The 20,360-nt window shown below is 58.9% G+C and carries 21 protein-coding genes; 7 read left to right on the forward strand and 14 right to left on the reverse strand.

Features of this window, described 5'->3' with window-relative positions:
* Positions 1 to 49: 49 nt before the first annotated feature.
* Positions 50 to 1,573 (forward strand): AAA family ATPase, encoded by a 1,524-nt coding sequence (locus LC334_RS00110; RefSeq protein ID WP_085798214.1) that lies wholly within the window; start codon positions 50 to 52, stop codon positions 1,571 to 1,573.
* Entirely contained in the window at positions 1,570 to 2,304 is a 735-nt protein-coding gene (locus LC334_RS00115; RefSeq protein WP_085798215.1) for an SDR family oxidoreductase, read from the forward strand. Before LC334_RS00110 ends, LC334_RS00115 begins: the two co-directional genes overlap by 4 nt.
* A 109-nt stretch (positions 2,305 to 2,413) precedes the next feature.
* On the opposite strand, the gene LC334_RS00120 is transcribed toward LC334_RS00115, so the two are convergent.
* From LC334_RS00120 to pncA, 9 genes are all read right to left on the reverse strand, one after another.
* Positions 2,414 to 3,169, reverse strand: coding sequence for a TIGR02186 family protein (locus tag LC334_RS00120; RefSeq protein WP_085798216.1), 756 nt, complete (start codon positions 3,167 to 3,169; stop codon positions 2,414 to 2,416).
* The gene (locus tag LC334_RS00125; protein ID WP_085798217.1) at positions 3,169 to 4,083 is read right to left on the reverse strand and encodes a sulfite exporter TauE/SafE family protein; all 915 of its coding nucleotides are present in this window, start codon (positions 4,081 to 4,083) and stop codon (positions 3,169 to 3,171) included. Before LC334_RS00125 ends, LC334_RS00120 begins: the two co-directional genes overlap by 1 nt.
* Before the next feature lie 135 nt (positions 4,084 to 4,218).
* Complete coding sequence (locus LC334_RS00130; protein ID WP_085798218.1) at positions 4,219 to 4,839, reverse strand: LysE family translocator; 621 nt, start codon at positions 4,837 to 4,839, stop codon at positions 4,219 to 4,221.
* A gap of 22 nt (positions 4,840 to 4,861) precedes the next feature.
* Entirely contained in the window at positions 4,862 to 5,497 is a 636-nt protein-coding gene (locus LC334_RS00135) for a LysE family translocator (protein ID WP_085798219.1), read from the reverse strand.
* Positions 5,498 to 5,599: 102 nt separating this feature from the next.
* Positions 5,600 to 6,019 (reverse strand): GNAT family N-acetyltransferase, encoded by a 420-nt coding sequence (locus tag LC334_RS00140; RefSeq protein ID WP_306372149.1) that lies wholly within the window; start codon positions 6,017 to 6,019, stop codon positions 5,600 to 5,602.
* On the reverse strand, positions 6,006 to 6,674 hold the full coding sequence (gene tsaB, locus LC334_RS00145; RefSeq protein ID WP_085798220.1) for a tRNA (adenosine(37)-N6)-threonylcarbamoyltransferase complex dimerization subunit type 1 TsaB: 669 nt from the start codon (positions 6,672 to 6,674) through the stop codon (positions 6,006 to 6,008). Before tsaB ends, LC334_RS00140 begins: the two co-directional genes overlap by 14 nt.
* Positions 6,664 to 7,227: a NifU family protein gene (locus LC334_RS00150; RefSeq protein WP_085798221.1), complete on the reverse strand. Its 564-nt coding sequence runs from the start codon at positions 7,225 to 7,227 to the stop codon at positions 6,664 to 6,666. Before LC334_RS00150 ends, tsaB begins: the two co-directional genes overlap by 11 nt.
* A gap of 89 nt (positions 7,228 to 7,316) precedes the next feature.
* Positions 7,317 to 7,772, reverse strand: coding sequence for a universal stress protein (locus LC334_RS00155; protein ID WP_085798222.1), 456 nt, complete (start codon positions 7,770 to 7,772; stop codon positions 7,317 to 7,319).
* A 68-nt stretch (positions 7,773 to 7,840) separates the two neighbouring features.
* On the reverse strand, positions 7,841 to 8,437 hold the full coding sequence (gene pncA / locus LC334_RS00160; RefSeq protein ID WP_085798223.1) for a bifunctional nicotinamidase/pyrazinamidase: 597 nt from the start codon (positions 8,435 to 8,437) through the stop codon (positions 7,841 to 7,843).
* Between the two features lie 98 nt (positions 8,438 to 8,535).
* Here pncA and trhO point away from each other — a divergent pair, with 98 nt between their 5' ends.
* Entirely contained in the window at positions 8,536 to 9,450 is a 915-nt protein-coding gene (gene trhO / locus LC334_RS00165; protein ID WP_085798224.1) for an oxygen-dependent tRNA uridine(34) hydroxylase TrhO, read from the forward strand.
* 118 nt (positions 9,451 to 9,568) lie between these two features.
* On the opposite strand, the gene LC334_RS00170 is transcribed toward trhO, so the two are convergent.
* A complete protein-coding gene (locus tag LC334_RS00170) occupies positions 9,569 to 10,786 on the reverse strand; it encodes an MFS transporter (protein ID WP_085798225.1) in 1,218 nt (405 codons plus the stop codon).
* A 251-nt stretch (positions 10,787 to 11,037) separates the two neighbouring features.
* Here LC334_RS00170 and LC334_RS00175 point away from each other — a divergent pair, with 251 nt between their 5' ends.
* Positions 11,038 to 11,568: a flavodoxin domain-containing protein gene (locus tag LC334_RS00175; protein WP_085798226.1), complete on the forward strand. Its 531-nt coding sequence runs from the start codon at positions 11,038 to 11,040 to the stop codon at positions 11,566 to 11,568.
* A 28-nt stretch (positions 11,569 to 11,596) separates the two neighbouring features.
* Here LC334_RS00175 and LC334_RS00180 read toward each other — a convergent pair whose 3' ends face one another.
* On the reverse strand, positions 11,597 to 12,712 hold the full coding sequence (locus LC334_RS00180; protein ID WP_223412862.1) for an NnrS family protein: 1,116 nt from the start codon (positions 12,710 to 12,712) through the stop codon (positions 11,597 to 11,599).
* Here LC334_RS00180 and LC334_RS23245 point away from each other — a divergent pair.
* Positions 12,609 to 13,142, forward strand: a complete 534-nt coding sequence (locus tag LC334_RS23245) for a hypothetical protein (RefSeq protein WP_223412866.1) — start codon at positions 12,609 to 12,611, stop codon at positions 13,140 to 13,142. The two genes, LC334_RS00180 and LC334_RS23245, sit on opposite strands and share 104 nt — an antisense overlap.
* Positions 13,143 to 13,163: 21 nt before the next feature.
* Here LC334_RS23245 and LC334_RS00190 read toward each other — a convergent pair whose 3' ends face one another.
* Positions 13,164 to 13,838: a transglycosylase SLT domain-containing protein gene (locus tag LC334_RS00190; RefSeq protein ID WP_085798229.1), complete on the reverse strand. Its 675-nt coding sequence runs from the start codon at positions 13,836 to 13,838 to the stop codon at positions 13,164 to 13,166.
* A 138-nt stretch (positions 13,839 to 13,976) separates the two neighbouring features.
* Between LC334_RS00190 and LC334_RS00195 the strand changes: the two genes are divergently transcribed.
* Positions 13,977 to 15,257, forward strand: a complete 1,281-nt coding sequence (locus LC334_RS00195; protein ID WP_085798230.1) for a hypothetical protein — start codon at positions 13,977 to 13,979, stop codon at positions 15,255 to 15,257.
* 179 nt (positions 15,258 to 15,436) lie between these two features.
* Here the strand turns inward: LC334_RS00195 and LC334_RS00200 are convergent, their stop codons facing one another.
* On the reverse strand, positions 15,437 to 16,576 hold the full coding sequence (locus tag LC334_RS00200; protein ID WP_176237579.1) for a matrixin family metalloprotease: 1,140 nt from the start codon (positions 16,574 to 16,576) through the stop codon (positions 15,437 to 15,439).
* A gap of 337 nt (positions 16,577 to 16,913) precedes the next feature.
* Positions 16,914 to 18,461: a matrixin family metalloprotease gene (locus LC334_RS00205; protein ID WP_085798232.1), complete on the reverse strand. Its 1,548-nt coding sequence runs from the start codon at positions 18,459 to 18,461 to the stop codon at positions 16,914 to 16,916.
* 385 nt (positions 18,462 to 18,846) lie between these two features.
* On the opposite strand from LC334_RS00205, the gene gatB reads away from it, so the two are divergent.
* A complete protein-coding gene (gene gatB, locus LC334_RS00210) occupies positions 18,847 to 20,358 on the forward strand; it encodes an Asp-tRNA(Asn)/Glu-tRNA(Gln) amidotransferase subunit GatB (protein ID WP_085798233.1) in 1,512 nt (503 codons plus the stop codon).
* The last annotated feature ends 2 nt before the right edge of the window (positions 20,359 to 20,360 follow it).

The following is a 20,360-nucleotide window of genomic DNA, read 5'->3' on the forward strand; positions in this document are numbered from 1 at the left end:
ATTTCTTCTAACTCTGGCCTCTGGGATGGCGCGGCTGTAGGGTCGCGCCATGTCCGACTCCAGCCTCACATTCTCCCACGATCAGGCCGATGCCCATGACCGGATAACTGAAATGTTGCGCGGTGCCGGGATTGATCTGGACGATGCATTGCTGACCCCACCACGGGACGGCAAAGACAGTGTCATGGCCGTAGTCGGCAAAGCCGGATCGGGCAAAACCCTTCTGCTGGCAGCACTTTACCGGGCGTTGGCAGACGCAGGCGTTGACGTGGTCTCAGGCGATTATGAGGGCCGACGTCGCAAGGATCGCCGCACGCTCGCCATCCTTGCCCCAACCAACAAGGCCGCCAGCGTTTTGCGAATGCGCGGGGTGCCTGCCACCACCATTCACCGCATCCTCTATACCCCCGTCTACGACCCGGAATACGAAAAGATCGCCGAATGGCTGGCCGGTCAGGGAGAACGCCCCGAGATCGAAGACCTGACCGATCAGGCGCTCGACCGCGCGCACGCCTTCTATCAGACCAACAAATCCATTCCCGGCGCGCTTGCCGCCGCCGGGCTGCGCGGCTCGGATTTCATCACCGGCTGGAAGCGCCGTGAAGAAGCACTGGATGTTGGCTTTGTCGACGAGGCCTCGATGCTGGATGACAAGCAGTTCGAGGATCTCAAGGAAATCTTCCCGACCTTGCTACTCTTTGGCGACCCGGCACAGCTTGCACCGGTCAACCAGTCCGGCTCGATGGTGTTTGATGCGCTACCCGCCCCCACCAAGCTGGAACTGCACCGCGTCCACCGTCAGGATGCCGACAATCCCATTCTTGACCTCGCGCATTCTCTGGCCGACCCCGATGTCGATTTCCACGCCTTTGAGCAGCTGATCGAAACGGCCGCCGCGCGTGATGAGCGTGTTGTGATGGCTCAACGGGTCGAAGTTGATCTGATGGCACGCTCACCGGTGCTGGTCTGGCGCAACGCCACCCGCATCCGTCTGATCAACGCCTTTCGCGCGGTCCACGGCGCACCCGAAACCGAACTGCTGGAAGGTGAGCCACTGATCTGCGACGGCATCGAGCTGCCGCTGAAACACCGCAAGAAAAGACTCGACCTCGAAGCGCGCGGATTAATCAAGGGGGCGCAGACGATCTATCTCGGCCCCGGGCGCAAACCCGGTTTTTCCCGCCTGCACGTGATCGGTGCCGAGGACCCGCAGGTCAGCGCCGCTTCGATCGTGAAGATCGAAAGACCGGATGAGGAAGAGCCCTTTATCCCCTTCGCCGCCCGCATGGGGGCGACCTTCCTGCACGGCGCGGCGGTTACCATCCATAAGGCGCAGGGCAGCCAGTGGCCGGATGTGCAGGTCTTCGCGCCCGACCTCTATGCCGCCTCGCGCATGGGCCGGACCGAGGCCGGACAACCGCTGTGGAAACGGCTCGCCTATGTCGCCATCACCCGCGCCGAAACCCGCCTGCACTGGGTGGTGCGCAACCGCCTGTCGAAACCGACGGGACCGCTGCGCATTAACGATCTGCGCGTCGCACCCGCCCCCCTGGAATTGGAGGCTGAGATATGAAATCCATTCTTATCACCGGCGCAAGCTCGGGCATTGGGGCCGCCACCGCGCGTGCATTCATCGACGCAGGCTGGCGGGTCGGCCTGCTGGCCCGGCGCGCCGAACGGCTTGAGACCCTGACCGACGGCATTGAAAATGCCGTTCCGCTGGTGGCCGATGTCACCAACGCCGAGGCCATGCAAGAAGCCTTCGTCAGTTTCACCCGGCCCACAGGCCGGCTTGATGTGCTTTTCAACAACGCTGGCCTCTTCGGCCCCTCCGGTCCGATTGACGAGGTGCCGGTTGATGCCTTCGATGAGGTGATGAACGTCAACATCCGCGGCATGTTCATTGCCGCGCGCCTTGCCTTCGCGCAAATGCGCAAACAAACGCCTCAGGGCGGGCGTATCATCAATAACGGCTCGCTTTCGGCGCATAATCCGCGTCCCGGATCGGTCTGTTATACGACCTCAAAACACGCGATCACCGGGCTCACGCGTACGCTGTCACTGGATGGTCGCAGCTATGACATCGCCTGCGGCCAGATCGACATCGGCAATGCCAGAACCGAACTGGTCGAAGACCTCAACAAACGCGCCCAGGCCGCCAACCCCGATCAACCGCTGATGCCGATGATGAATGTCGAGGACGCCGCGCGATCCGTTCTGCACATGGCGCAAATGCCCGCCAGCGCCAATGTGCAATTCATGACCGTGATGGCGACCAAGATGCCCTATATCGGCCGCGGCTGACCGCGTCGTCCTGATGCCGCTACCCGAGGTGGGCGGCCCGAGGAGGATGGCGGAGCCAGACGACGAGACATCCTGCGTGCGCAAAGCGCACTCAATCTGACACCAAAACCTAACCGCGCCGCAACATCTGGAACGCAGCCGCAGCCCCCCAACCCGCAGCAATCGCAATCGCCAGCGACATCAGCCCGTAGATCATCGGCTGCTGGCGCGACAGGTTGAACAGCCATCGTTCAACGCCAACTTTGCGCACGTCGATTGTCGTCTCGAATTGCGAAACCACATAGCCCCTGCGCGTCAGGAATATGCGAGTGGCATAGTCGCCCTCAGTCAGGTTCGAGGGTAATTGAATAGAGGTGCGAAACAGCGTCTGCTGATCCAGCGCCACGGCCCCTTCCAGCAATTGATAGGATCTGTTTTTCTTGCGGATACGGATCACCGCCTCGGAAAAGCTCTGCGGGCTTTTCACATGCGGCGACGCGCCCACCAGCCGGATCGCCTTGGGGATCGAAATCCGGTGCCGCAAATCCTCGATCTGTGCCAGCACCTCTTTCAGCGGACCGGTGGTGGCCACCGCATAGAAACTCGGCGCCTCCTTCACGTCGACCGCATCGGTATTGACCCAGATGCCAAGCTTCTTTTCCTTGCGACGTACGGTCAGCGGCACCGAAGGACCGGCAATGGTAACAATCACCTCGAGCGGCTCATCGGCAATCGGCGCCTCACGCTTGACCGCGCCGAAAACCAGCAGTTCCGAGCCGTCGAACGTGGCCGTGATCGCCACCTCGTCCGCACTCAGCCCCAATACCACCTCTTCTGCACGAAGCGGCAGCGCGGCAAGGCAGAGAAGGAGCAATAACCGCAACATCAGTGCCCGCCTCCCGTGCCGATGGAATAGAGCTCGGACGGCATGATCAGCAGATCAAGCGCCAGTTTGAAGCAGACTGCCAGCACCATTACCGCCAGCAGGATGCGCAGTTGTTCGGCTGGCAATCTGGTCCCGATCCGCGTGCCCACCTGCGCGCCTACCACGCCACCGATCAGCAAGAGAACCGCCAGCGCCACATCAACCGTATAGTTGGTGGTCGCGTGCAGCATCGTGGTGAAAGCGGTCACGAAAATGATCTGGAATAGCGACGTGCCGACAACCACCTTCGTGGGCATCCCCAGCAGATAGATCATCGCAGGCACCATGATGAACCCGCCACCGACGCCCATGATCGCGGCCAGAATGCCCACCAGCACACCTACGATCAGCGGCGGTATCACGCTGATATAAAGCCCGGATGTCCGGAACCGCATCTTCAGCGGCAGTCCATGTATCCAGTTGTGTTTCTTGCGCTTAGGCGCCCTGCCAGATCGCGTATTGCGGATCGCGTTCAGGCTTTCGATGAACATCATCGCGCCGATGATGCCCAGAAAGACCACATAGCACAGCTTGACCAGCAGATCGACCTGGCCCAGCGACTTCAGGTAGTTAAAGACAACCACCCCAAGCGCCGCGCCGGCCAGACCGCCGATCAACAGCACCGTACCCATCCTCAGATCCACCGTCTTTCGCCTGAAATGCGCCAGCACACCGGAAAACGATGAGGCCACGATCTGGTTGGCTTCGGTCGCGACCGCCACAGCGGGCGGGATGCCAATGAAAAACAGCAATGGCGTCATCAAGAAGCCGCCGCCAACCCCGAACATCCCCGACAAAATCCCGACCAATCCGCCAAGTCCGAGCAGCAGGAAAGCATTAACCGACACTTCGGCTATGGGGAGGTAGATTTGCATGGGCTGTCCTAGCGCCTAGTTCATGCAAATTGCAAGGTACCAGAACCGCTGAAATGCCGCAGGTCTGATCAATTTTCTGAATCTGGACTTAATTGTATATCAATCTGGACTATGACTGCCGAGTTTAATCCCGGTTCAGCCCCGGTCTGTGGCCAGTTTCACCGCCGCAACGGTGAAAAACACCCCCAGCCCCCCCGATATCCAACGGCGCGCCCGGCGGTAGAAAGCGACCACTGGCCGGGTAGAGAAGGTTACCGCATAGGCAACATGACCAAGAACCGATATCACCGTGGCACTCACGATCAGTGCCACACCCAGCCACGCTGGCGCAGTGGGCTCCAGCCCGATGCTAACAATTGCTATCCAGTGCAACGCTGCCTTGGGGTTTGTCATCTGCACCGTCAGCCCGCGCCAGAAAAGGTTGTCGCCCTGGGTCACCTCGGGCACCAGTTGATCGCCCGGTGTCGCCGCCGATCGGAACGCCTTCCATGCCAGCCACAACAGATAGGCTGCTCCGACCAGTTTCAGCACGACCATTGCGCCCGCATAGCGCGTCATCAGTGCCGACAACCCCGCCACCGTCAGCGTCGCCCAGATGCCCGATCCGATACCGACACCCAGGGCAAGTGCGGCGCCTTGTTTGCGGCCCCGGTCCATTGATGTGCCGATCACGGCCAGAATATTCGGCCCGATGCTGATGAAACCGATGCTGAAAATGCCAAGTGCCAGAAACAGGCTCGCCAGATGGTCGCTCATAAGATGTCTCCTTCTGCTCTGATCAGACTTTTCCGGTAGCCAATTTGCTGGCGGCGAAAATGAAAAACACGCCCAAGCCCCCCTCAATCCAGCGCCGCCCGGCCGCATAGGCGCGGCGCAGAGACGGGGCCGATAATGCCACGGCCCAGGCGCCGTGGCAGAAAAACGAAATCAGGAACGCCCCGGCGATGAACAGCGCCATGACAGCAGGACCGGCGCCTTCGACCGCGCCGACAGAGGCGATGGCGAGCCAAAAAGCAATAGCCTTGGGGTTGGTGACCTGCAACAGATACCCGGTTGCGAAGTGTCTGAATACCGAACGCGTCTCGCCCTGCATCGGTTGCAATACCGGCGGGTTCAACGCTTTACGGAACGCCCCCCAGGCGAGATAGAGCAGATAGGCCGCACCGATGAGGCGCATCAGGCTCATCGCCCAGGCCGCCTGCGACAAGAGCAACCCAACCCCCAATATCGTCAGCAGGTTGATTGTCAGGCTGCCCGTGGCAATACCCAGCGTCGCCACCAATGCGGGTGCACGGCCCTGCGATGTGGCAATACCGATCAGCATCGCCACCGAGGGTCCGGGCGAGGATGCACCGACCAGCAGGATGGCATACGCAGCAATAAAGCCGGGCAGGAACGGGGCAAGATCAACCATATCAGTCTCCTAAACGGTATATGCCGGGTGGCATTGTCAACCACGTTAACCGACCCTACTGACCAAATGCTTCGGCAACGGTCGAACTATGCTCGAAATCCGTCAAAGGAGTAATTTCTGCAAGATCAGCGCATCAACCTGATGGCCGTCCTGCCGGGTGTAATAGCCTTTACGGCAGGCGATTTCTGCGTAGCCTTCAGCAAGATAGAGCGCCAGCGCGGCATTGTTGTCCCGCGCCACCTCCAGAAACGATATCTCAGCGCCTCGGTCTTTGGCCGCCGCTTCATAGGCACGCAATGAGGTACGGCCCAGCCCTCGCCGTTGCTGGTCAGGATCCGTGGCGATGGTCAACAACTCCGACTCGCCTGCGATTACCCGGCCTAGCGCAAAAGAGCTTGTGTCACCCACGCGGAAGACATGCGCACTTGCCAGCAAGTCTGCAAATTCCGGCGCTGACCACGCCCGCCCCTGCCCGGCAAAGGCACGTGCATGCAGGCGGGCCAATTGGTCAGGAGTCATCATCCAGAATCACCGGCGGTACGTCGCGAGAGGGGGCGGCATCCGCCGGTTTGAGGTAAAGCGGTGCAGGGGGTGTTATCGTCACGTTGAACCGTCGCGCCGCGGCAATCCGTGCAATCGCTTCCGCCAGAGGGTAGAGCGGTATTACAGGCTGCAGCGGTGCCTCCAGATACAACGCTTCGACCGACGGGAAGGCTACAAAGTGCGGCTCCGCCTTGCTGGGATAGTCGGGAAACTCGTTCGGACCGCAAATAACGGGCGCACCTTCCGACTGACCGTTCAAAATCTGAATATAAGTCTTGTCCGCTGGCCCCTTCACAGCCGCGACGGCGTTACCTAGCCCGAAGGCGAGCGCCTGAAAGGTGGACACCCCCACCGCCGGAACATCCAGCGCCAGCGCCAGCCCCCGCGCGGCGGAAACGGAAATGCGAATGCCGGTGAAATTGCCGGGGCCGATGCCGACCCCGATCGCATGAAGGTTTGCCCAGGTCTCGTTGGCCTCGGTCAAAAGCTCTTCCAGCAGTATCATCAGCCGTTCGGCCTGTCCGCGCGCCATCGTTTCCGTTCTAGCCGCGACGATACGGTCCCCACGCAACAAAGCGGCCGCGCAATGCGCGGCCGATGTGTCAAATCCCAGAACCAGTGGTTCAGACACCAACAGGGCGTACCTCGGTCACTTCGGGGATGTAGTGCCGCAGCAGGTTCTCGATCCCCATCTTCAGGGTAATGGTGGACGAGGGGCATCCGGCGCAGGCCCCCTGCATATGCAGGTAAACCACGCCGCGCTCAAACCCGTGGAAGGTAATATCGCCACCATCCTGTGCCACGGCGGGGCGCACGCGGGTATCCAGCAATTCCTTGATCTGGCCCACGATCTCGGCATCCTCGCCGCTATGTTCGGCATGACCCGAGGGTGCAGCGCTGGCGCCGGTCATGATCGGCTTGCCCGATTGGAAATGCTCCATGATCGCGCCCAGAATGGCGGGTTTGACATGGTCCCACTCGGTTTCGTCCGATTTGGTGACGGTCACGAAATCATTGCCGAAAAACACGCCGGTAACGCCCTGCACCTTGAAAATGCGCGCGGCAAGCGGCGATTGCTCAGCGCCTTCGGCACTGGGGAAATCAGCGGTGCCGGTTTCCAGCACGGTCTGGCCGGGCAAGAATTTCAGTGTCGCCGGGTTGGGCGTGGATTCGGTCTGGATGAACATGAGGCAGCCCCTTTTCGCGTCTGCATCTGATATGCGCCCGGGGGGGCGTCAAGTCAAGGTTTGGAACGATTCTAAACTGACAGTAGCTGTCAGGTAATCGCCTCCAGCCGCTCCTTGCTCAGATCGCCCGGCACGATAGTGATCGGTATCGTCAATGAGCCCGAATTACGCGACAATTGTGTCACCAGCGGACCGGGGCCCTTCTTGTCGGTGCCCGCACCCAGGACCAGCACGCCGATTTCACCGTCTTCGTGCACCTGCGCCATGATCTCGGTCACAGGCTCGCCTTCGCGGATTACCAGTTCGGGATCGACACCCTGCTTATCGCGCATCCATTTGGCGAAGACCTCGAAATGCACTTCGATGCGTTCCCGGGCTTCTTCGCGCATGATGTCGCCCACGCCGATCCAATGGTTGAATTCCTCGGGCGGAATCACCGCCAGAACTGCAACGCCGCCTCCCGTATGTGCCGCCCGCATCGCGGCAAAACGCATTGCGTTCAGGCATTCACGGCTGTCATCAAGAACAACAAGAAACTTGCGCATGGCTCAGGCCCTCCTACTCGACGTGCCACTATGACGGGAATCCCGGCAGGGGGCAATACGGCCCGGCATCATGCGACCCGCACGCCCGTACCGACCATCCCGTCCAGCGCGGCGACCAGCGACCCATCCAGATCAATCGCCCGGCAGAGATCGGACCGTACAGTCACGCCATAGCCCAGCTTTGCCGCATCCACGGCCGAGAAATTAACGCAGAAATCCGTTGCCAACCCGACCATCGTAAGCTGATCAATCCCGCGCGTCTGCAGATAGCCGTGCAAGCCGGTTGGCGTTTCGTGATCATTCTCGAAAAACGCCGAATAGCTGTCGATCGCCGGGTTATAGCCCTTGCGTACGATCATGTCGGCCCGGTCGGTATTCAGATCTGCATGAAACGCCGCGCCGTCGCTGCCCTGAATGCAATGATCCGGCCACAGGACCTGGGTGCCATAGGGCATTTCAATCGTCCCGAACGGAGCCAGCCCCTCATGGGCGGACGCGAAAGACGAGTGCCCCGCCGGGTGCCAGTCCTGCGTTAGAACAACCGCTCCAAACTCTGCCATAAGCGCGTTGATGCCCGGCACAATCTCGTCTCCGCCCGCCACTGCAAGCGCCCCGCCCGGGCAGAAATCGTTTTGCACATCAATGACGATCAAGGCCTGGGTCATAGCGGGGTCTCCTTTGATCTCATGCCTACGCAGGTGTCTGGCGTGCGTCAATCTCTCCCTCTTGCCCGGACGCTGCCGAAGGCGTAAATCGCAGCCCCATGTATACCATCGCCGCCCTCTATCACTTCACCCGATTTGACGACCCAGCCAGCCTGCAAGGACCATTGCTGGACCTGTGCAAGGCCCAAGATATCCGCGGCATCCTTCTGATCGCCTCCGAGGGCGTGAACGGCACCATCGCCGGACCACGCGCGGGCATCGACAAGGTGCTGACCCATCTGCGCGCCCTGCCCGGCTGTGCGGATCTCGAACACAAGGAAAGCTTTGCTGAAACCCAGCCCTTCGGCCGGTTGCGCGTGCGCCTGAAGAAAGAGATCGTGACAATGGGCCAGCCCGATGTCGATCCACTTGCGGGCACCGGGCATTATGTCGAACCCGCTGAATGGAATGAGCTAATCTCCAGCCCCGATGTGGCCGTCATTGACACGCGCAACGATTACGAGGTCGCCATCGGCACGTTTCAGGGCGCCATAGACCCCGAAACCGCCAGCTTCCGTGATTTCCCCGCCTGGTGGGAAGCAAACAAACACCGTTTCCACAATAAACGCATCGCCATGTTCTGCACCGGCGGCATCCGCTGCGAAAAATCCACCAATTATCTGCTGGGGCAAGGGGTCGAGGACGTCTACCACCTCAAGGGCGGCATCCTGAAGTATCTCGAAGAAATGCCAGCGGAAGAGAGCACCTGGCAGGGCGAGTGCTTCGTCTTCGACGGGCGGGTTTCGGTTGGACACGGCCTGCGCGAAGGCCCACACCAGCTTTGCTATGCCTGCCGCCGCCCGGTGCTGCCTGCCGACTTGAAACGCCCGGAATACGAGCACGGTGTTGCGTGCCACCATTGCGCTGATGAAACCTCAGAAGACGACAAGAACCGCTTTCGCGAGCGCCAGAAACAGATCGCGCTCTCAGAGGCACGCGGCGAAAAACACATGCAGAACCTGCCCGGCAATTAAGCCAGGGTCATACAGAACAAGGCTGGTCAGGAGTGACCTGGGGCGGACATTTTTCTTTGGAGTTTTGAGCGGCGCGGCGCCCTTCGGGCTTGGGGTCAGCGCGAGCGGTAGCAATGGATCAGGCGGGTGCCACCGACCGTGTTCTTGTGCGCGTCAGAATCATCAGCATGATCGCGATATTGAGGAAGTTCCACGCAATGCCATTCAGGAACGCCATGCCATAATCTCCGGTGACGTCGTAGATCCATCCCGACATCCAACCGCCGATGGCCATGCCCAGGATCGTCATCATCAGCACGAAGCCAACCCGCCGCCCGGCCTCTTCGCTGGGCATGTATTCACGTACCACAACCGCATAGCTGGGCACGATTCCCCCTTGGGCCAGCCCGAAAATCGCCGAAACCAGATAAAGCGACACAAGCCCGCCCGCAGGCAGGTAAAGAAAGAGCGCCAGGCATTGCAACGCCGAGCCGATCAGCACCGTCTTCACCCCACCCAGCCAATCTGCCAGAAACCCCGAGGCCAGGCGCGAGACAACCCCGCAAAGCAACATCAAAGACAGCATCTGCCCACCAATCCCTGCAGAATATCCCAGATCGACACAGAAGCTGACGATGTGGACCTGGGGCATCGACATGGCGACGCAACACCCGATTCCTGCCATGCCCAGAAGGATCATCAGCGCGCCTGGCCTGATCCCCGCTGCCTGCGCGCGTTTGTGTGAAATCGTATCGGACCTTGCCCGCGCCGCCAGCGGCACCTGCCGCCGCAAGATCAGCGCCAGCGGGATCATGCCCAGTACCGTGGCCGCCGCCAGCACCCAATAAACGCCGCGCCAGCCCTGATCCTCCAGCACACCTGTCAGCAAAAGCGGCCAGATCGCGCCCGACAGGTAATTACCACTGGCAGCAATCGCCACGGCAACGCCGCGTCTGCGCAAAAACCATTGCGAGATATCGGCCATTAACGGCCCAAATCCCGCCGCCGCGCCGAAACCAATCACCATCTGCACCAGCGACAGTGCCCAGATTGACCCGCTGATCGCCGCCAGCGCAAACCCGGCGCCCAATATGATGCCCGCACCCATGATCGCCTTGGTCGCCCCGACAGCATCGACCATCCGCCCGATGCCAAAATTGCCGATGGCGAATCCGATCATCGTAAGCGTGTAGGGAAGCGAGACGTCTCCCCTGCTCACACCGAATTCTGCCTGCACTGCAGGCATAATCAGCACCATGACCCAGATACCCGCACTGCAGATCACCGCAATCAACAGCGACACCACCAGACGTGCCCAGGCATAGGGGCTGTCGAGGATATCGGCATCTTCCGTCATATCGCGACGTTAGGGGCGATATAGGGGACTGTACACCGGCATTCTCGGGCCCTGACCAACATGGCGCGCATGTCAATCCGAGACAAAGGCAGCACGCAATGGCTGGTACCGTCTCATTTCAGGCGCGGCGCCTATAAGTCGCCGGCCATCAGAAATCGCATTTTTCTTCGCAGTTTGATCTCAGACAAGGACGACCTCCCGTTTAGGCGCGCATTCTTGCGGGTACGCGACTTGAACAGGGATACGCGACCATGAACATACTGCTTCTCTACGACACGATCGAAGGACAAACCGGCAAAATATCCCGGCATATCAACGAACGTCTCGGCAATGCCGGCTATGATGTGCAAATCGTCAACACCTCCGACGAAGATTTGGAGGTTTCCTTTGACGAGGTCGACAAGGTCATTCTAGCTGCCCCGGTGCATGAACGCCGCCATCCGCGATCATTCGAGGGGACCGTGACAGCCTATTGTGAAGACCTTGCTGCCCATGACACGCTGATGATTTCCGTCAGCCTGAAAGCCGCTTTTGAAAGCGGTCTCGAAGAGGCACAGGAATACCTCTCCGAAATGGAGATGCGGACAGGTTTTGCGCCGACACAAGAGGCGCTGGTGGCGGGTGCAGTCAGACGCGATAGCTACGATTATTTCGAAAGTCAGGTTCTGCGCCACGTCCTGCTGGCCGATCAGGACGTAAACCTGGCAGACGGCGATCGGGAATTCACGGATTGGGTGGCGCTTGATGCGACAGTCGACGAATTCTTAGAAAACGACGCGTGACAGGCATCCCGGGAACGGGTCGTAAAGATTAAGACGGGCCAATCCTGGGGCGCGTCAGCCAGGGCCAGACGCGTATTGCTATCAGGACAAAACCAGCAACCCACATAAGTGCCGCGATCACGATGCCGGACGCGCTGGCAGGTGATATGTCCGGCAGCAACGCCCGTATAAATGCCGCGACAATTATCAGGCCAAATGCCACGCTGAGCATTGGCCCCGCCGCCAGCTTGCGGCCTGTGTGACCCATGCTTGCGCGCAGCATCACGGCAATGGTCATGCCGCCTATCCCGCCCATACCCAGCACATGCAGCCCCGCCACCTGGGTGAAATCCGGATTTACAATCGGCAACGAAAGCAACGCTATTCCAATGACAAGGCATAGATAGCTTATGTGCAGCATCAACAATATCGCCGAGCGCAGGACGCGCAGCCCCTGCCAGCGTGACATACGGATCAGATGCATTATCGACGCTGCCACCAATGCCAGCGCCGTTATCACATGATCGATCATCGCAACCCACAATCCCATCGCAATCACGGCAACCAGCAGCGAAAGACCGTCAAACCGTCCAAAACCCCTTGGCAAAGACGTCACCCGCTGCGCGACCAGCCAGTTTCTGGTGAAAACCGGAATAATGCGCCCGCCGATCACCATGATCATCAACACGATCACGGCAAACCCTGCCCGCCGGCTGGCATCGGTGCTGCCTGTTGCGTTGACTTCCAAATGGAACCAGATATCCGCGCCCAGCAAGAGTCCCACCAGCCCGACAACCACAAGATTACGCCAGTTCCGGGACACAATCAGTTGGACGGCAGTGACCACAGCGAGGCTTGCAAGAAAACTGCCCTCAATCCACATCACCCATATATTGGACAAGCCGGTAAGTCCGAATACAGCCCCCCGCCCCGCCAACCACAACAGCGCGGCAAGCGCCAATGGCCAGCCTTTGATCGGGTCAAGCCCGGTCCAGTTTGGCACGGCGGTTAGCAGAAAACCGCAAATAACCGCAGAGCTATAACCAAAAAGCATTTCATGGATGTGCCAATCGACCGGCGAAAATGGCCCGGTCACCTGCCACTCTCCCGACCACATCGCTATCCAAAGGATGATTGCGAGCGCAGCAAAACCCGTAGCAAGCAAGAAAAACGGGCGGAACCCCAACTCAAAGAGATTTGCAAAGTGGCTTTTGATCATCCTCAACTCGTATGAAATCTCGACGCACAGCTCTTGCATATGCATATTTCGCCGCGCTATTACGCATCTACGCTACATTCAAGACGGGATTTATCCCGATCAACATGACCGTAGTAATCGACAAACCATTACACCTATGCCGGTTTCCTTTTGCGGGTTTCGCCATGCTCGAATTGGTATCACTCTGGATGACTTGGGCCTGACTATCTTTGTGCAAAGTCAAGCTACGGCGCAAAAAATGAAGAAACGTGCTGAAAGTCTGAAAGTCGGCCTATTGCTGTTTGTGCTGCCGGGTCGGATACAGATTCTCGGTATTACAGATCTGGCAATCCCGCTTCGCTCTGGCACAATCAGCCAGGCAAATCATAGTCCCTGACTTTGGATTACGAACAGCGCTCTAATCGATTGCCACGCTCGCAACCTCGATCGGACGAGGCCGGGGCCGCACAGCATTCATCGGTTTGCAATAAGTCTGCCGACGCGTCCACCTCATCATGTCATCGCGTTTCGCCCGGCTGTGAAATGGCCCCCAGTCCGCCGCTACCCCGCGCATACCCTTCGAGACAACGCCATCCCGGGGCACGGTCACCGCCATGATCCGGATCGCACACGAGAGGTTGTCCGTGCCCTTCTTCAACGCCTCTCCCGACCGCGCCCGGCATTTGTAGCTGCGCGCCGTCCCCGGTGAAATCTGCATCAAACCGAACCACCTTCCGCCACCGCCCACGGCCTGCGGGCGGAAAGTGCTTTCGTGTTTGGCAAGCGTAGACATCAGGCCCACCCAGAACGCGCGGCGCTGGTCTTCAGTCGCGCTTGGATAGGCCGGGCACCAGTTGGCGATGTCGCGCGGGACGGTCCGTGGCAGCCGTGCCCCGTGTTCTTTCAGGGCCGATAGCGCCGCGCGCGTCCAAAGCTGGGCCTCGGGCCGGTGTTCCCATCGGGTGCGCGGTAAATTGCCTTCACGGGCGGGTGGTTTAGGCTTCGACATGGCAAGTTCAACCGCCCCGGCAGTCTCGGCCGCACCGAATCCCGGCCAAAAGGCCAGTAAAAGAAGGGGAATTGCGCGTTTCATCCGGGCATTCTCGCTGGTTTGGCGGCCAAGCGCAACGTCCCTGACTGGCCCGCTAAATTCCCCGCCTTCACCCAAGGCCCGACATTTTTTGGCCCTTAACCGCCGCTACTCTGACCGGGTGAGTGAGCGGGAGGAACCATGCGCGCCCCTTTTAAAAATGGCAAATCCCTCACGGGATCGGTCCTCAATTCCCTGAAAGCCGCGCTGCCTCGCCAAAAGGGAGCGCTGCAGCCAGACCCTGATCAGGAGATTGATCTGGGCACGCTGAGCAAGCGCATCATCCTGCCCTCTCTGCCGATCACCGATGAAGAAACAGCGTGCGCGCGCTATCGCGCCAAGGGATCGAAACTTGCCCGCCAGGAAAACTGGGAGGAGCTGTCGCAATGTATCCAGCATGCCGAGGATTGTCGCCTTCACACGCCTGCTGGCAATTCCGCCACCCTGCTGCTGGCCTCCGGCGCCCGCCACGACGTGGTCGCGATGGCCGAAGATGCGATCTATGACGAGGCCGAGCCCAGCGCGGACGGCATCGGCGCTCTAGAGGAGATGCTGGCCGAACATTATGGCGATTATGCCTGTGCACTGGTCACGGCGCTGGCCCATATCGACATCGGCACGGCTTGGCGAACGGCTGCGCAGGAAAGCGACGACCAGCTGCGCCGGCTTCGTTTCAAGGAGCATTTCAAGCGCGCGGAGGACATTCTTGGTACGTTCGACGGCGTTGAGCTAGATTCTCCCGCGCTCGCAGCGGCACAATGTGCGTTGCAGGCCGCAAGACCCCGACCGGGATCTCGCGTAGTGACTGATTACGAGGCCCTGATCGACCTTGACCCCGATTGTCCGCATCACATGCGCGCCCTGGGCCAATTTCTGCTGCCCGCGCAGTACGGCGATCACAAGCAGCTTGAACGCGAGGGAAAATGTTGCGTCGCGCGCACCGCCGACATCTGGGGCGCCGGGGGCTACACTTGGGTTTACCTCGACGCTCTTGCACTGGATGCGGACACCCTGAACCACCTGGATTGCGATTTATTCGTTCAGGGAATGACAGACATTCTGTCCCGGTGTAGAAACCAGCATCTCACCAATCTCATGGCAGCTTTCTGCGCCATCACGATGGGGCCTGACGCTTTCCCCGACAAACTCCCCGCTGCGGCTGAACGTACCCGTAAACGCCTGCACGGCCTGCTCGGTGACATCCTGACCGGTCACCTGCGGGAGCTACATCCGATGATATGGGCACAGGCCCTGTTCACACCAGGGTCGACACGGCCCCTGCCCGTAAATAACGCGCTTGTCGCCAAGGGCCGCCAAATCGCCCTGCGTGTGATTGCCGAGCATTTCGCTGACGAGATCGCCGGGGGCAACTCCGTCGCGTTTTCCGGATCGGGAATGTATCTGCTTCCGGCTCAACAATAAGAAGCGCTGCGGCATCCATTCGAGCCTGAAGCCATTGTTAGGCAACTAAATTACCTGGAAAAACGTTCCGACTGGTGAGATCGCAACGTCGTCACGGCCCTCTGCGCGGCGCCATACAATTGGGGCGGCGCCGACTGGTAATCAGACGCAACGGTACCCAAGCGCCTAAACGCGCGCCGTCAGAACAGAAAGTCACTGGCATCCAACTGCCACAAAGGGGTGTCCTTTATCACGATCAGACTGCCTGGGCCGGTGTCTATCAGCACGTGGCCGTTTTTCTTGGTGGCAGCGGCACGAACATCGCTAAAGCTGTCAAATCCGGTGACGCCGCTGAGGTCAATCTTTTCCAGCGAATTCTTTGCGGCAAAGTCGAAAATTCGGTCGACACCGTGATTATCGCCAAAGACGAACTGATCAGCATTCTTACCGCCCCAGAGTATGTCATTTCCGTCACCGCTAATAAGCACATCGGAGTCTCTGCCACCCTTCAGGACATCGTCACCAGCGCCACCCTCAAGCGTGTCATCCCCGCTGCCACCTTTCAGAATATCTTTGCCATTTTCCCCAAGAAGCGAGTCGTTTCCGGAATTGCCGAACAACAGATCGTTGCCGGTACCACCATCCACGATATCGTCATCGTCACCGCCATACAGCGTATCTCGGGCACCGCCGCCATCAATCGTATCGTCGCCATCGTTGCCCTTAATCGTATCCCTGCCGCCGGTACCAACGAGGGTCTGGTCGATACTGTTGTTATTGTTTGGCGGCACATTATCCTGCACGCCGTAAATCGCCTGAATGCCGGCAATATCATCGGGTTGCAGCGTCGTTTCGGAAATGGTCGGAGTCAGGATTGAATTGTCGTCCACATGCCCAAGACCCAACGCATGCCCCACTTCATGCAAGACGATGGACCTGAACAATGTCTGATTGGTGTTGAAGACAGTCAGCGTGTCCAGCAGAATGTCACCAGCAATCGCCGACCCGTGCGAGGAAGGGTAAAACGCATAGCCTGCGGTGCTGCCCGGAATCGCACCAAAGAAGATGCGGATATCTGCGTCTAACCCTACACCTGCCGCGCCGCCACCATCGGCGACCTGCTGAAACTCGATATCGCCGTATGTCGACCATTCGGCAAAGGCGTCCGCGATTACATTCACGAAATTGTAGTTCAGGAATGAATTACCCGAAACCGACTGCAGCGTATTTATGCCAAAGCGTGAAATGTCCAGCCCAGCGCCAGCGATGCTCCAGGTTACAGTTCCACCCGGAGTACCAAGCGTGCTCGATCCCCATTTCGTTCCGAAGATATTGGCCAAATCACATCCCTCAGCGTTTATCGCCTGCCCTCCCCGACCGCGCATTGCGCATGTGCTGGGTCATCATCTGCCGGCGTTGTCCGTCACCCCCATAACCGCGCAGCAGCGCACAGCACATTAAAAGCTAATGGTTAATACTGGCAGAATTATGGTCGGGCGGCCCAAAGGTTGCCGCAAAGCCGGTCGATGGGCGAGATGCTCTGATACGGCACGGTTGCGAAATAACACCACCTTCCAACCGGCTGGCCGGACTATCAAAACTGATGCGATCCAACTGAAAATAATGTGTTTTCTGCCCAGCGGACAGCTTGCATCACCGCGACAGCAAGGCCCGGCATCAAAACAGGAAGTCGTCAACCTCTAATACGTTCAACCGGATACCTTTCACCAGGATTGAATCGCCGCCACCGGTATCGATAAGCACACCTTTTGCGGTGTTGCTGGAAGCCGCCACGACATCACCAAAACTATTCAACACGGTAACACCGCTCAGATCTATGAACTCGACCGTACTACTCGGCTTGAAATCGGTGATCCTGTCATTGCCATGACCGTCGACAAAAACGAAAGTATCGGCAGAGCGCCCTCCCGTGAGCGCATCATTACCGGCACCGCCGTTCAATACATCCTGATCATGACCGCCGTCCAGAGTGTCGTTGCCGTCGCCACCCTCCAGCGTATCATTGCCAGCATCGCCTTTAAGCACATCTTTGCCGGCCATACCCTGCAACAGATCGGCACCTGAACCGCCGACAAGATTATCGTTGCCAGCCCCACCATCCAGCGTATCGGTCCCGTTTCCGCCGGCCAGATTATCATTGCCATCACGACCGCTCAGGAAATCGGCGCCATCGCCACCGGCGAAACGGTCGACACCGTTGCTGCCCAGCAGAGTGTCGTTTCCGGCGCCACCCAGGATCTTCTCGATATTGATAAGTGTATCGCCCAGCGCATCACCGGCGGTGCCAGTCGACGACACCGCCAGATCGAATGCGATTGCGGCTAAGCTGCTGCTGTAATCGGCGGTATCTTTGTCGCGGCCACCGTTCAGCACATCCGCACCGGCACCGCCCGCCAGTTTGTCACGCCCGATACCCCCCTTCAGCACATCTGCACCGGCTCCGCCCGACAAGTCATCGTTCCCGCTACTGCCGTTCAGCGAATCCGCACCGTCGCCACCCCTGAGGGTATCGTCGCCTTGTGCACCGTTGATCGAATCGTCGTCGCTGGCTCCGATAACCCTATTGTCCCTGCTATTGCCCTTAATCGTAAGATTAGCCGGACTTTCAAGAATTCTAACCGTGCCGCCGCCTTTGATATTGTAAACCGGATCAGCATTATCCTGTCGTCCGTAAATCTGTCGAATGCCCCGGATATCATCTTGCTGCAGGCTCGTTGCCGAGAGAACTGGCGTCAGAACCGAGTTGGCGGCCACATGTCCCAACCCCAGTGCATGCCCTATCTCGTGCAAAACCAAGGCGCGAAAATCGGCCCTGTTCGAGTTGAACGACGTTAAGGTGTCCAGCAGGATATCACCTGCGATCGCCGAGTCGTCTCTTGTTGGAAAGAAAGCGTATCCGATAACGCGACCGGGTATTGGGCCAAAGAATATGCGGATATCGGATGCGGCGGACGCTCCGGCAGCGCCACCGGGATCAGCAACCTGCATAAACTCGATGTTGCCATAGCTCGACCATGCCGCGAAGGCGTCACTGATCACCTGGCGGAAATCGAAATTCAGAAAACTGCTGCCGTTGACCGACCTGCCACCACCAGCATCAAAGTTATTCGTACTTTCACCAGCACCGGCAATACTCCAGGTAACGACACCACCCTTGGTCCCGATCTTGTTCGGCCCCCACTTGGTGCCAATCACATTAGCCATCTGCGAGCCTCCCCAAGAAAGTGCTGTGGGCACATCGGAATGCCGCCCCTGTATTGGTTAACAAAACAAAATAGGAATTAGATGTCACCAATTTCTTCCCTCTGCCCTCACGTAAAGCTGCTACCGCAGGTAAAACCGCCTGCTATGTTTCGCGGCACCTTTCCTCCGGATCCGGTCATGTGTTTCAATCGCGGGGCTTTTGCATCTGGTTTCGGAGCGATGGGGCAATGCATGAACTCCAATTAGACATGCGCACGACTAAACCCGAAATTCGGCAAAATGCCATCGCTTTTGACAAAAGCTAGTGGAAACAACGTGTTTCGCCCTCTTGCCCGCGCAGGGTCGCTGGCATAGAAGAGCCGACAGAAAATCGAGAGGCGAGACAATGCTTGACCTGACCTATGAAAGCCCAAAACCCAAGGTAATTGCCGGCGCGAAGCATGATTGGGAGCTTGTGATCGGGATGGAAGTGCACGCCCAGATCTCGTCCAATGCCAAGCTGTTTTCAGGCGCCTCGACCCGCTTTGGCGCGGAACCCAATTCGAACGTCGCCTTCGTTGATGCCGCCATGCCTGGCATGCTGCCAGTGATCAATGAGTATTGCGTTGAACAGGCGGTGCGTACGGGTCTTGGCCTCAAGGCTGAGATCAACCTGAAATCTGCCTTTGACCGCAAGAACTATTTCTATCCCGACCTGCCGCAGGGTTATCAGATTTCCCAGCTTTATGAACCGCTTGTCGGTGAAGGCGAAATCCTGGTGGACATGGAACCCGGCATCGCGCGGCTTGTGCGGGTCGAACGTATCCATATGGAACAGGATGCGGGTAAATCCATCCACGACATGGATCCGAATATGTCCTTCGTCGACCTGAACCGCACCGGCGTCGCCCTGATGGAAATCGTCAGCCGTCCTGACATTCGTGGCCCTGAAGAGGCGGCGGCTTACGTCACCAAGCTGCGCCAGATCCTGCGCTATCTGGGCACCTGCGATGGTAACATGCAAAACGGCAATCTGCGCGCCGATGTGAACGTCTCGATCTGCCTTCCGGGTCAGTATGAGAAATACCGCGAAAGCGGTGATTTCTCGCACCTGGGTACGCGGTGCGAAATCAAGAACATGAACTCCATGCGATTCATTCAGGCCGCCATCGACTATGAAGCCCGCCGCCAGATCGGCATCGTCGAAGGCGGCGGAGAGGTCACGCAGGAAACCCGGCTATATGACCCGGACAAGAATGAAACCCGCTCGATGCGTTCCAAGGAAGAGGCGCATGATTACCGCTACTTCCCCGATCCCGATCTGCTGCCGCTGGAGATTGAGCAGGGCTGGGTTGACGATATTGCCGCATCCCTGCCCGAGCTGCCCGACGCCAAGAAAGCCCGTTTCGTCAGCACATTCGGCCTTAGCGAATATGATGCCAGCGTCCTCACCGCCGACGTGGCCAACGCTGCTTATTTCGAAGAGGCCGCGCAAGGCCGTGATGGCAAACTGACCGCAAACTGGGTCATCAACGAGCTTTTCGGACGCCTCAAGAAAGATGACCACGACATTACCGAAAGCCCGGTCAGCCCCGCGCAACTGGGCGGTATTGTCGATCTCATCGCCTCAGACGCGATTTCCGGCAAGATCGCCAAGGACCTGTTCGAGATCGTCTACACCGAGGGCGGTGATCCGGCGAAGATCGTCGAAGATCGCGACATGAAGCAGGTCACCGACACGGGCGCGATCGAAACCGCGGTGGACCAGATCATCGCCGACAATCCGGCACAGGTGGAAAAGGCCAAGGCCAATCCCAAACTGGCTGGCTGGTTCGTGGGTCAGGTGATGAAAGCGACCGGTGGCAAGGCCAACCCCAAAGCCGTCAACCAGATCGTCAGCGCCAAGCTGGGGCTCTAAAA

The organism is Roseovarius aestuarii (assembly GCF_019966515.1).
Lineage (GTDB): Bacteria > Pseudomonadota > Alphaproteobacteria > Rhodobacterales > Rhodobacteraceae > Roseovarius > Roseovarius aestuarii.